Raw genomic sequence first — 11916 nt, forward strand, 5'->3', positions numbered from 1 at the left:
AAGAGCGATTGATCTGTCTCTTGTAAAAGTCAACTTATTGAAATTTAAAGGTATTTCAGTGAAATAGAATGTGGCATGAAGGCTGCTGCTTTAACTGTCTTCCCCTCACCAATAAGGAGTTGGAAAATGACAGATATTAATAAAGAAGCCATTTCACTGCTCAACGATCTGATTGAAACCAGTAAGGATGGCGAAAAAGGCTTTCATACCAGCGCTGAAGACATCAAAGACCCGACGGTAAAGAGCTTTTTTATCAGCCGTTCGCAAGAGTGCGCCACAGCCGTTCGGGAACTCCAGGCTGAAGTTCGTGTTCTGGGCGGGGATCCTGAAACGTCTTCCAGCATCGCCAGCTCCCTGCACCGCGCCTGGGTCGATCTGAAGTCGGTTGTTACCGGTAAAAGCGATGAGGCAATTCTGAGTGAGGTAGAACGGGGTGAAGACACTGCGCTCAAGGCCTACAGAAAAGCGCTTGAAAAAGCTCGTGAAAAGAGTCTGCCAACGAACGTTGTCGCATTGATTCAGAAGCAGCTTGACGGTGCACAGCGTAACCATGATCAGGTCAAAGCCCTGCGTGATACTGCTCATATACAAAAGAGCTGATTAAACGCTTGAAAAAAACGCCAGCTCGTCTGGCGTTTTCTATGCCTGGCGCAACCTGCACACTCAAGTAATAAGAGGGTCGCGGTAGGATGTCCATGATCCAAACTCCACACGATTGCGACCTTTGCGTTTGGCTTGATACAGCGCCTGATCGGCAATACGGGTCAAGGTTGTCAGGCTATCGCCGGGACGTATCATATGAGAAGCGATGCCGATGCTGACCGTGATGGGGTGTTCGTCATTGGCAAAAGACGGCAGGGCCTCAATGGCAGCCCTGATGGTTTCGGCAATGACCTGCGCGCCCTCAAGAGGCGTTTCGGCCAGCACCACTGAAAACTCTTCGCCACCGTAACGCGCCGTAAGGTCTGCAGGGCGACGAACGCTGTCCTCGATAGTCGCTGCGACCAGGCGCAGAGCCTCGTCGCCACCGTGATGACCATGACGGTCGTTGAATGCTTTGAAATGGTCGACGTCGATCATCAGCAGCGACAGCGGCAGTCCTGAGCGCAAGCCCCGCGCCCATTCGGTTTTCAGTGCCTGATCGAGTCTGCGACGATTGGCCAGGCCGGTCAAACCGTCGGTAGCGGCCAATTGGGCCAGCTCATGTTCGGCTCGCTGGCGTAAACGCAGTTCACGGCACAGTAGATACGTCAGCCACAAAATGCCGAAACACAAGACGCAAGTAGCGCTGCCCACCAACAGGGTATTGCGCTTCCAGACGGCATACACCACCTCCACGGATTGACCAACGACCACGATCAACGGCAAGTCGCCTACCCGCGAAAAGGTGTACAAGCGCTCTTTATTGTCCAGCGAGGACACACTGGTGAAGTGGCCACTGCCTTCTTTGATAAAATGCCTGAAGTTAGCTTTCTGACTGAAATCCTCCCCGGTCATGTCCTTGCCATCCTGCACCGGTTGCCGCGCCAGAATAATACCGTGGGTATTGAGCAGGCTCACGTTGCTGTCCTTGCCGATATCCAGGCTCTTGAACAACTCATTGAAATACACCAGCCGCATCGCTCCCGAGGCTATGCCGAGAAATTTTCCGTCAGGCGAGGACATGCGGCGACTGAAGCTGATGCACCAATCGCGGTAGTCCCCCGTGCGCGTCTTGAACGGATCGCTGATCAGCAGGCCCAGCGATGGGTTGTCCCGGTGTGCCCGGAAATGAGCGCGGTCAGCATAGTTGCCGGTTCTGGGTATGAGCGAGGTCGAGTCGGCGAGTATGTCGCCGTCCTTGTTCAATAGCAGTAAATCACCTTTGTAGGGCGCGGCAGTGGAGCGGTCGAACAGCACCAGATGACGCATCTGTGGTGGGATGGCCATGATCCCCGGAAGCTGCCACGCGGTAATCATGCCCTGAAGTGAGGTGTCATACAGATCGGCATTGCGCAGCACATCGGCATCAATCAACTGCACGATATTGGACGCCGCGCGGGCGGCAAATTCCGTCGCGCTCTTGCGTTCGCGAAACAGCAGGGACGTGACGATCGCAAGAATTGTAATCACCGCCAAGGTGCTACCTAAAATCAAGATAATTTCGGGTCTGGACCATTTTCCTGGCGGTGCGTGCAATGTAAAGGTTGGGGTCATGACGAGCGTTCTATTGAGATAAAATGCGAAAAATAACTTAACTCTTTGATTTTAAATTAAATATTTAGTTAAAAAGAGTTCTTTCGATCCATGAAATAGAGATTATTTAACACCTCGTATTTGATGAGAGGTGATCAAAGTTCTTTTTGATAATTATTGCAAGTCGGACGTGTCTTGATAGTGCATGGGGTCAGTCTTCAAACCGAACGCACATCGCGTGTGAAGCGGGGGTGAGGTTCAGGGGGGTAGAGGGGTCAAGGCATTCGACGGACCCGATGGCGCACAGCCCATTTGGCAGAATCGCACGCAAAAAAAAAGCCACTGAAAGCAGTGGCTTTTAAAGAACGGTCGATCAGGTAGAGCACCTGATCAACTGTCGAGGGAAACGTTTTTTACAAACGATCAGCTCTTTTGAGCGTTTTCGGAAGTACCGCGATCTACTGATTTTTGCAGAGATTGCTCGTTATTCGGTGTCTTGGCGGTCATTTCTGCTCGGCTTTGGGCTTGTTCGATAGACGCCTGACGTGCGGCCTTCTGCGAAACAAACGACTGCGATTCTTCGGCGCAAACCTGACCGGCTAACAGGAATGAAGACAACACGAAAACGCTGGCAATACCCATACTGGTGGACATTTTGAAGACCTTCTTGCTAGGCAAGTGCTAAATGAGTGCGACGAAAATATAGGTCGAGAGGGGTTTGAAAAAGAGGGATGTGCTCAAAGGACTTTTGTCATTCTGGTAACAAAGCCTGGCACGGGTTTGAAATCCGCAGCGGTGCAGGCTGTGTGAAAACGTAGCTATCGAATCGGTGGGGCAGGCTCGCCGGTGACGGAGGGCTCGTCAGAACGGCAGGTTGATGCCGAAGGTATTGATGCCGTGCTGGCTGCGCACGAATACAGTACCGCCGTGCATCAGGGCGATGGCTTTGACGATTGCCAGGCCCAGCCCGTGGTTGGCGCCGCTGTTGCTGCGTGAGGCGTCGACGCGATAGAAACGTTCAAACAGCATGGGCAGGTGTTCGCTGGCAATTTCGGCGCCGGGGTTGGCCACGCCGATGCTGACGTGGTCGTCCTCGGTTTGAATGTCGACCCGGATCATTTGCCCTGGCTCGGTGTGTTGCACGGCGTTGTGCAGCAGGTTGATCAGCGCCCGTCGCAGGTGGGCTTTTTCGATACGCACGTTGGCGTCGCCCTGGACTTCGACCCGGACGTGTGCGTCTTCGAGGATGAAATCCAGGTAATCCAGGGTCGTGGCGACTTCTTTAGCCAGTGAGGTGGACGTCAGTTCGGTGGCCTTGCTGCCTTGGTCGGCACTGGCCAAAAATAGCATGTCGTTGATGATCGACCTCAATCGCTCAAGCTCTTCCAGGTTGGATTGCAGCACTTCCAGGTAATGCTCGGCCGAGCGGCCCCTGGTCAGCGCCACCTGAGTCTGGCCGATCAGGTTGGTCAGCGGCGAGCGCAGCTCATGGGCGACATCGGCGTTGAAGGATTCGAGCCTTGAGTAGGCCTGCTCGACGCGTTCCAGGGTGGAGTTGAATGAGCTAACGAACTGGTCGAGCTCAGGGGGCAGCGACGACAGTTGCAGGCGGCCGGACAAGTGCGGCGGGGCCAGTTTTCGGGCTTCCAGAGATAGGCTGACCAAGGGTTTCAAGCCAATGCGCGCAACCCAGTAACCCAGCACTGAGGCGAGCACAATGCCGATGGCTGCCAGGCTGATCACGGCGACCAGCAGCGAGTGCTGGGTTTGCCAGAAGGTTTCGGTGTCGACTGCGATCAAAAACCGTAGCGGCGGACGTTGGTCCTGTGCTGGGAATTGGCTGATCAGTACTTTGAACGGGAACTTATGGCCTGCCAGCGTTATGTCGTGCATCCCCGTCGGCCCCATGGCGAGCTGGCGAATCGCTGCATCCGGGCTTCCGAACTCATAGGTCGGGTCGCCGCTGACCACCCAGAATCGAATGCGTTTGTCTTCTTCGCTGAGCAGTTTGAGTTTGGCGCTGATCTTCGCCCAATGCTCGGGTGTGCCAAATCGGGTGATGGTGGATTCGAGCACGCTATAGCGGGCGCCCGCTTCGGCGGTCGGCAACTGGCCCAGGCCTTTTTCGACTTGCAGGTAGAGGGCCCAGCCGATCAGCATAAACACGAGCATTGCGACCAGCGCAAACATGCTGCTCAGGCGCAGGGCGATGGAATTAGTCGGCACTGCGGCTCTCCAGCACATAGCCCATGCCGCGAATGGTGTGCAGCAGTTTCTGCTCGAACGGCCCATCCAGCTTGGCGCGCAGGCGCTTGATCGCGACTTCTACGACGTTTGCATCGCTGTCGAAATTGACGTCCCAGACCATCTCGGCAATCGAGGTTTTGGAGAGGATTTGGCCTTGGCGGCGGGCCAGTACGCTGAGCAGGGAAAACTCCTTGGCGGTCAGGTCCAGGCGCATCCCGGCTCGGGTGGCCTTGCGGCTGATCAGATCGACCCAGAGGTCGGCGATGCTGATCTGCACCGGCTCATGGCCGCCACCACTGCGTCGGGTCAACGCCTGCAGGCGTGCGACCAGTTCGAGGAACGAGAAGGGCTTGCCCAGGTAATCGTCCGCGCCTTCGCGCAAGCCGCGGATGCGGTCGTCGACGTTTTCGCGGGCGGTGAGCATGATCACCGGCGTCTGTTTTCTGGCCCGCAGGGCACGCAAAACCCCATAGCCGTCCAGGCCAGGCAGCATGACGTCGAGGATAATCACCTCATAGTCACTTTCCAGCCCCAGGTGCAGGCCCTCGATGCCGTCGCGGGCCAGATCCACGGTATAGCCCTGTTCGGTCAAACCACGGTGCAGGTAGTCGGCGGTTTTTTCTTCATCTTCGATAATTAGCACACGCATGGGGGCGACACTCACTTGTCTATGGCCAGAGTCGGCGCTGGGTCAGCCACAGGTTGTGGATGGCGCCGATGGAACTGCCGCTCCAGCTGGAGGTAGATCACCGGCGTGGTGAACAGGGTCAACGCCTGGCTGACGAGCAACCCTCCGACCACGGCAATCCCCAACGGTTGGCGCAATTCTGCGCCGACCCCATAACCGAGCATCAGCGGCAACGCGCCCAGCAGGGCTGCGATCGTGGTCATGATAATCGGTCGGAAACGCGTCAGGCACGCTTCATAAATGGCGTCTTGTGGGCTGAGTCCTCGATTGCGTTGAGCATCCAGGGCGAAATCGACCAACAGGATACCGTTTTTCTTGACGATGCCGATCAGTAGCACGATGCCGATCAGGGCCATGATCGAGAAGTCCTGACCCAGCATCCAGAGCAGCAACAGCGCGCCGATTCCCGCCGATGGCAGGGTCGAGATGATGGTCAGTGGATGGACGAAGCTTTCATAAAGCACGCCAAGGATGATGTACACCGCCACCAGTGCCGCCAGCACCAGCCACGGCTGGTTGGCCAATGAACTCTGGAATGCCTGCGCCGCCCCCTGGAATGAGCCAATGATCGCCGGCGGCATGGCGATGTCGCTCTTGGCCTTGTCGAGCATCAACACGGCATCGCCCAACGCCACGCCTGGCGCGAGGTTGAAGGACATGTTGGCGGCCGGGAACATGCCGTCATGGCTGATGGACAGCGGCCCTTCAGTCGGAGGATCGACTTTAGCCAAGGCCGACAGCGGCACCATCTTGCCACTGAGCGGTGAGCGCAGATAGAAAAAGTTCAGGCTTTCGGCCTTGCCGCGTTGCTCTGCATCGAGTTCGAGGATGACTTTGTATTGGTTGATGTCGGTCTGGTACTCGTTGATCTGCCGTTGGCCAAAGGCGTCGTACAGCGCCTGGTCGACGTCACTGGTGGTCAGGCCAAAGCGGGCCGCCGCGCTGCGATCAATGCTGATGTGGGTGATGCTACCACCCAGTTGCAAATCGTTGGACAAGTCGCGGAAGGCCGGGTTTTCCCGTAGCTTCTCGGTCAGGCGTTGGGTCCAGGTGTTGAGCAGTTGACCGTCATTGCTCTTGAGCACGTACTGGTACTGGGCGCGACTCGGGCCGGAGCTGAGGTTGATGTCCTGCCCTGCGCGCAGGTACAGCACGATGCCTGGCACTTTCGCCAGTTTCGGTCGCATGCGGTCGATGAATTCGCTGACCGATACATCGCGGTCGCCGCGGTCTTTGAGGGCAATCCAAAAGCGTCCGTTGGCGATGGTCTGGTTACTGCCAGTCACACCCACCGAGTGGGAATAATTCTGGACCGCCGGATCATCGCCGATGATTTTGGCCAGCGCCAAGTGTTTTTCGACCATGTCAGGGTAAGAAATATCGGCAGCGGCCTCACTGGTTCCCAGCACAAAGGCGGTGTCCTGCACCGGGAAAAAACCTTTGGGGATGAAGATGTAACCCGCGACGGCCAGCGCCACCGTCATGGCGAAAATCCCCAGCATCACGCGCTGGTGAGCCAGCGCCTTGCGCAGACCGCGTTCATACAGCGCCAACAGGCGCTCGCCGAAGCCCGGCTTGGCATTGGGGTCATGCTTGGGGGCACGCATGAACATTGCCGCGAGGGTGGGCGCCAGCGTCAGTGAAACCACCACCGAAATCAGAATGGTCGCGGTGGCGGTGAGGGCAAACTCCTTGAACAGCCGCCCGACCACGCCACCCATGAACAGCAGAGGGATAAACGCTGCAACCAGCGAGAAGCTGATTGACACCACGGTGAAGCCGATTTCTCCGGCGCCCTTGATCGCCGCTTCGCGCATCCCATCGCCCGCTTCGAGGTGACGGTGGATGTTTTCCACCACCACAATCGCATCGTCGACCACAAACCCCACCGCCACGACAATCGCCACCAGTGTCAGGTTGTTCAGGCTGAAGCCGAACACGTACATCATCGCGAAACTGGCCACCAACGACACGCCTAGCACGCTGCTGACGATCAGGGTTGCGGACAGCTGGCGCAGGAACAATGCCATCACCGCGATCACCAACAGCACCGCGATCAACAGGGTAATTTCGACCTCATGCAACGACGCGCGAATGGTTTTGGTGCGGTCGATAAGTACCGACACCTCCACCGACGCTGGCAGCATCTCCTGCAGGCGTGGTAACTCGCGCTGGATGCGATCGACCGTGTCGACGATGTTTGCCCCTGGCTGGCGGTACACCACCAGGTTGACGCCTTGTTGATCGCCGGACCAGGCCCTGACGTAAGCGTTCTCTGAGCCGTCGATTACCCGCGCGATGTCTTTGAGGTGTACCGGTGCTCCGTTTTTATACGAGACGATCAGTTGGTCGTAATCCTTGGCTTCAAACAGCTGATCGTTGGCGGACAGGGTCGATACGCTGTTTTTGCCATAGAGCGCGCCTTTGGCCAGGTTCAAGCTGGTTTGTTGCAGCGCCACGCGAACGTCAGCCAGGGTCAGGCCCAGGGCCGCGAGTTTCTCCGGCGCGGCCTGAACCCGAATCGCCGGGCGTTGCTGGCCGGTGATGTTGACCAGGCCGACACCTTCAACCTGGCTGAGTTGACGAGCCAGCAGGGATTCGGTGAGGTCACTGAGCTCGGTGCCGGGCATCATGTTCGAGCTGACGGTAAGAATCAGCACCGGGCTGTCAGCCGGGTTGACCTTGCGCCAGGTGGGCAGGCTTGGCATGTCAGCCGGTAGCGTGCCCGCAGCGGTGTTGATGGCCGCCTGGACTTCCTGGGCGGCGGTGTCGATGCTTTTGTTGAGGGTGAATTGCAGCGTCAGGATGGTCGAACCCAATGCGCTGCTGGAGGTCATTTGAGTCATGCCGGGGACCGCGCTGAATTGCACCTCCAGCGGGGTCGCGATCGAGGATGCCATGGTTTGCGGGCTGGCGCCGGGCAGGGAGGCGGTGACCTGGATCGTCGGGAATTCAGCCTCTGGCAAAGGCGCTACTGGCAGGCGAGGGAAGGCGATCAGGCCCAGCAACACCGCCGCAAACGTCAGCAGCAAGGTGGCGACCGGATGATCGATGCACCACGCCGATATGGACCCCCGGCCTTTCATCGTTCGGTCTCCAGCGCGTTGTCCTGCCCGACGGTTGCCGGCGTGGTGATCACGTTGATACGTGAGCCGGGCTTGAGGCGGGACTGACCGTCGCTGACCAGCACATCACCCGCGTTGGGGCCTTTGATCAGGGTCAGCTTGCTGTCCTGATACAGCACTTCCACGGGCACCACCTCGACCGTATCGCCGTTGACCCTGTAGGCGAAGTGTTGATCCATACCGCGCTGGATCACTTGCGGCGGTACTTTCAAGGCATCGCGGTCGATGGCGGTCTGGATTTTGATGGTCACCAGTTGGCCGGGCCAAAGCTTTTCCGTCGCGTTGCTGAATTCAGCTTTGGCGCGAATGGTGCCGGTGGTGGCGGTTACCTGATTGTCGATCAGGGTCAATTTCCCCTCGCCCAGCAAGGTGCCGTTTTCGCTCTCGCCAATGTAGGCTTTGACGACCGCAGGCTTACTGGCATGGACCAGGGTCTGCAAGGTCGGCAGCATTTGTTGGGGCAGGGAAAACTCGACGGAAATAGGGTCGATCTGGGTAACGGAAAATAGACCGTCGGCATCGCTGACGCGCAGGAAGTTGCCTTCATCGACGTTGCGGATACCGACGCGGCCGCTCACCGGTGAGTGGATTTGTGTGTAGGACAGCTGCACCTGAGCGGCATTGATCGAGGCCTGATTGCCCAGTGACGTGGCCTGAAGCTGATGGACCAACGCTTGTTGCTGGTCGAAGGTCTGCTTGGAAATGCCGTTGTCCGTGGTCAGCAGGCGATAACGTTTCAGGTCTATTTGCGCGACGTCCAGCTGCGCCTGGCTTTGTCCCAGCTGAGCCTGAGCCTGTTCCAGCGTCGCACGAATCGAACGGTCATCAATGGTCGCCAACAGATCGCCGGCTTTGACGAGCTGACCCTCCTTGACCAGCAGCTTGGTCAGAATGCCATCGACTTGAGGTCGGACAATGACGCTGTGCAGCGAGAGCACGGAACCGATACCAGTGACATAGCGCGGCACATCCTCCTTGACCACGCTGATCACGTGGACCGGAATGGTCGGCGGCGTGGGCACTTTGGTCGTGACAGGTCGCAGGCTCCAACTGGTGAGCGCAATGAGCGCGACGATGACGCTGGTGGCAATGACGGTTCTGGTCTGTGTACGCATGCGGGGAAGGCGCCGGACAAGTCAAAAAAGGGCAGGGATTAGAGAAGGCGTCAATAGAGGGCCTTCCTCATCGTGAGTGTCAGCTTCTTCCTTATAGCCTGCCAACCCGGTCAGCAAAATGACTGCTAACTGACAGGATTGACAGCTAGCGCCGGGTGGGAGCTTCCGGCATGTCTGTTCTGTGGGTAAAACGTGCACGTTTCGTTAAAGAAAAGACAGTTTCTGACGATATAGAAAAGGTGTCAGATGCACTTTTTATATCGTCGGTTGAAAGGTTCACGAAAGAAAACAAAGGAAACTTCTTACATGGGACTTTTGGTTTTCGGGTGAACAATTTTTTTCACCGGCTTACTTATTGATGTGTAGGGCCGCGCGGAGTACTGCGATGAAAGGCGATAGGGCCGGTTGTATGTTGTTTTTGGTCGTTCTTTTCACCTCTGTGGCATCCGCCAACGGTGGTGTCATCAACTTCAGCGGTCAAGTGGTTAATACAGGGTGTGCCGTCCAGCCACTGTCTGACCATCAGCCTTTTGAAGCGATGCGAGAGGTGCGGATTTCATCGAAAATCACCCTCGTCGTGGACACCCACCGTAATGCCTGCAGTGGGGGCACCATTCCGTTCAACCCCGTATTCAAGGCACTTAACCCCTCGGAGGTGGAGGGCAGTGCAGGGTTCTCCGCAGACAGAACCTCAACATCCGGGGTAGTCACACTGACCTACCAGTAGCGGCTAGACGCTAATTGGAAGCCCTGCGAAACACGTTTATTTGTTTTTAGATCGACGTAAAAAAGACAGTTTCAGGTCACTAAGAATAATAAGTCGAAAAATAGTTAATCCTGACTTTGCCCATACTTTTTTATTGATGTGCCCGCTAAAAGCCCCTGTTTCCGGGCGCCTATCAATAATAAGGAATATTCCCACAGAAAGCGCCTGCTTTTCCTGTTGCCAAATCCATATCGGTAATATGGTTATCCTGACATTCAGTCATGCTTTATATCGTTATAGTTCTGTTCGTCCAATGATGGGCATATACGAACGAACGCAAGGAATGTCGTTAGCATGAAAAAAATCTCTCTCACATTGGCTGTACTGGGTGCAATGGGTTTAGGTGCGGCCGGTACCGCCAATGCTGCAAATAACGGGAAGCTGGTGTTCAACGGCACGCTGACCAACATCTCTTGTAACGTCGGGCCGGGCGCTGGGGTCGGTGCCGGTCCTAATGGCGATATCAACGTCGATCTGGGCAACGTTTCGTTCTCTGATATCGGCGCATCGAGCGCAAGCAAGCTGGAAACCGCTACGCCTGTCCAGTTGCTGGTCAATTGCAGCGCCGGCGTCGATCAATACGACACCGTGAAAATGCGCTTCGTTGCACGCTCCGGCAGCGGTCTGGATAACAACGACTCCAAGCTGTTGCGTACCACGGGTGCCGCAGACGGTGTGGGTATTGGCCTGCTCAACGCTCAATCGCAGATCATGGACTTGAGTGGTACCGAGACGATCGACAAGCCGCTGATCAAGGATGGCGCGGGTGGCGCGACAGCTGAGTTGAATTTTGGCGCGGTCTACGTGCTTAACGGCACCCCGACCAACCCGGGCAACGCCGATGGATTCATGCCTTTCGTGCTGGACTACGAGTAAAACCAATGACGGGGTGAGCTGCAATCACCCCGTCGCACCTCGGCTCAAGGTGAACGCCATCATGTTTTATCCCGCCATTCGTTATGCCTGCTTTTCGCTGGCAATGATCCTGACCGCCGGTGCCCAGGCAGGCATCGTGCTCAATACCACGCGCATTATTTATCCGGCAAAAGACAAGGAAGTCAGTTTCGGCGTACACAACCGCGGCGGCGGAGAAATTCTCCTGCAGTCCTGGCTTGAGTCTGACGCCAAGGGCACTGTCGATTTGCCGTTTGTGATTATCCCGGCGTTGGCCCGCATGCCAGGTGACGGCAAGCAACTGCTACGCATCATGTATGCCGGCGTGGACATGCCGATGGACCGCGAGTCGGTGTTTTGGCTCAACGTGCAGGAAATTCCTCAGGCCGCCGCAGCGAACGCATTGCAGATCGCTATCCGTCAGCGCATCAAGGTGTTTTTTCGGCCCCAGGGATTGAAGGCCGAGCCCGCCCAGGCGCCGGAAAAACTTCAATGGCGTCTGCTGGAGGGCGACGTGTTACAGGTGAGCAATCCTGGACCCTATTACGTGTCCATGGTCAGGATTGAGGTTCGGGACGGTACGACCCACGTGATGAAAAAGGACAGCCAGATGCTGGCGCCGAATCAATCCTTGAGCTTGCCGCTTGTCAGGCCAGCAGGCGGTCGTCCCTTGAAGCTGAGCTTCGTCAGCATCAATGACTTTGGTGGGCAGGTGCCCTATGAGGCCATGCTGACCGCGCGCGAGTCGATCAATGCGATCAAAGTCGCCAAGACCGATGCCGGCGTCAGGTAACGACTTCTCCAGAATTTTTTATTCATCGAGCAACCCGAGTAACGGCATCTGCGCGGACTCGGCAATTTTGCGCCTGCGCGAAAGGATTCTTCGGTGCGACAGAACTCCAAGGA

The 11916-nt window shown here is 56.7% G+C and carries 10 protein-coding genes; 4 read left to right on the forward strand and 6 right to left on the reverse strand.

The genetic code is table 11. The features are described 5' to 3' along the window. The first annotated feature begins 126 nt into the window (after window positions 1–126). Window positions 127–600 (forward strand): ferritin-like domain-containing protein, encoded by a 474-nt coding sequence (locus tag AC1ME2_RS19850; protein WP_480442234.1) that lies wholly within the window; start codon window positions 127–129, stop codon window positions 598–600. A gap of 63 nt (window positions 601–663) precedes the next feature. Here the strand turns inward: AC1ME2_RS19850 and AC1ME2_RS19855 are convergent, their stop codons facing one another. The 6 genes from AC1ME2_RS19855 to AC1ME2_RS19880 all read right to left on the reverse strand — a co-directional run bounded on the left by AC1ME2_RS19855 (window position 664) and on the right by AC1ME2_RS19880 (window position 9350). Beyond that, the gene (locus AC1ME2_RS19855) at window positions 664–2196 is read right to left on the reverse strand and encodes a sensor domain-containing diguanylate cyclase (RefSeq protein ID WP_480436148.1); all 1533 of its coding nucleotides are present in this window, start codon (window positions 2194–2196) and stop codon (window positions 664–666) included. A gap of 402 nt (window positions 2197–2598) precedes the next feature. Further along, window positions 2599–2829 carry a hypothetical protein gene (locus tag AC1ME2_RS19860; RefSeq protein ID WP_480436150.1) on the reverse strand — a complete coding sequence of 77 codons (231 nt, stop codon included), beginning with the start codon at window positions 2827–2829 and terminating at the stop codon, window positions 2599–2601. Between the two features lie 207 nt (window positions 2830–3036). After that, window positions 3037–4401 carry a heavy metal sensor histidine kinase gene (locus AC1ME2_RS19865; RefSeq protein WP_480436152.1) on the reverse strand — a complete coding sequence of 455 codons (1365 nt, stop codon included), beginning with the start codon at window positions 4399–4401 and terminating at the stop codon, window positions 3037–3039. Further along, window positions 4391–5071 (reverse strand): heavy metal response regulator transcription factor, encoded by a 681-nt coding sequence (locus AC1ME2_RS19870; protein ID WP_480436154.1) that lies wholly within the window; start codon window positions 5069–5071, stop codon window positions 4391–4393. The genes AC1ME2_RS19865 and AC1ME2_RS19870 overlap by 11 nt, the downstream gene beginning before the upstream one ends. An 11-nt stretch (window positions 5072–5082) precedes the next feature. Then, window positions 5083–8196: a multidrug efflux RND transporter permease subunit gene (locus AC1ME2_RS19875; protein ID WP_480436156.1), complete on the reverse strand. Its 3114-nt coding sequence runs from the start codon at window positions 8194–8196 to the stop codon at window positions 5083–5085. After that, window positions 8193–9350 (reverse strand): efflux RND transporter periplasmic adaptor subunit, encoded by a 1158-nt coding sequence (locus tag AC1ME2_RS19880; protein WP_480436159.1) that lies wholly within the window; start codon window positions 9348–9350, stop codon window positions 8193–8195. The genes AC1ME2_RS19875 and AC1ME2_RS19880 overlap by 4 nt, the downstream gene beginning before the upstream one ends. A gap of 385 nt (window positions 9351–9735) precedes the next feature. On the opposite strand from AC1ME2_RS19880, the gene AC1ME2_RS19885 reads away from it, so the two are divergent. The 3 genes from AC1ME2_RS19885 to AC1ME2_RS19895 all read left to right on the forward strand — a co-directional run bounded on the left by AC1ME2_RS19885 (window position 9736) and on the right by AC1ME2_RS19895 (window position 11803). Then, a complete protein-coding gene (locus AC1ME2_RS19885) occupies window positions 9736–10077 on the forward strand; it encodes a hypothetical protein (RefSeq protein ID WP_480436162.1) in 342 nt (113 codons plus the stop codon). A 333-nt stretch (window positions 10078–10410) separates the two neighbouring features. Then, window positions 10411–10992 carry a fimbrial protein gene (locus AC1ME2_RS19890; RefSeq protein ID WP_480436164.1) on the forward strand — a complete coding sequence of 194 codons (582 nt, stop codon included), beginning with the start codon at window positions 10411–10413 and terminating at the stop codon, window positions 10990–10992. A gap of 61 nt (window positions 10993–11053) precedes the next feature. Further along, complete coding sequence (locus AC1ME2_RS19895; protein ID WP_480436166.1) at window positions 11054–11803, forward strand: fimbrial biogenesis chaperone; 750 nt, start codon at window positions 11054–11056, stop codon at window positions 11801–11803. Window positions 11804–11916: the final 113 nt, after the last annotated feature.

This window comes from Pseudomonas sp. ASL9 (assembly GCF_056680335.1).

Excerpts from the sequence above, each read along its gene's own strand:
- AC1ME2_RS19850 (WP_480442234.1), top strand. The coding sequence starts at position 127 with ATGACAGATATTAATAAAGAAGCCATTTCACTGCTCAACGATCTGATT.
- AC1ME2_RS19855 (WP_480436148.1), bottom strand. The coding sequence starts at position 2,196 with ATGACCCCAACCTTTACATTGCACGCACCGCCAGGAAAATGGTCCAGA.
- AC1ME2_RS19860 (WP_480436150.1), bottom strand. The coding sequence starts at position 2,829 with ATGTCCACCAGTATGGGTATTGCCAGCGTTTTCGTGTTGTCTTCATTC.
- AC1ME2_RS19870 (WP_480436154.1), bottom strand. The coding sequence starts at position 5,071 with ATGCGTGTGCTAATTATCGAAGATGAAGAAAAAACCGCCGACTACCTG.
- AC1ME2_RS19875 (WP_480436156.1), bottom strand. The coding sequence starts at position 8,196 with ATGAAAGGCCGGGGGTCCATATCGGCGTGGTGCATCGATCATCCGGTC.
- AC1ME2_RS19880 (WP_480436159.1), bottom strand. The coding sequence starts at position 9,350 with ATGCGTACACAGACCAGAACCGTCATTGCCACCAGCGTCATCGTCGCG.
- AC1ME2_RS19885 (WP_480436162.1), top strand. The coding sequence starts at position 9,736 with ATGAAAGGCGATAGGGCCGGTTGTATGTTGTTTTTGGTCGTTCTTTTC.
- AC1ME2_RS19890 (WP_480436164.1), top strand. The coding sequence starts at position 10,411 with ATGAAAAAAATCTCTCTCACATTGGCTGTACTGGGTGCAATGGGTTTA.
- AC1ME2_RS19895 (WP_480436166.1), top strand. The coding sequence starts at position 11,054 with ATGTTTTATCCCGCCATTCGTTATGCCTGCTTTTCGCTGGCAATGATC.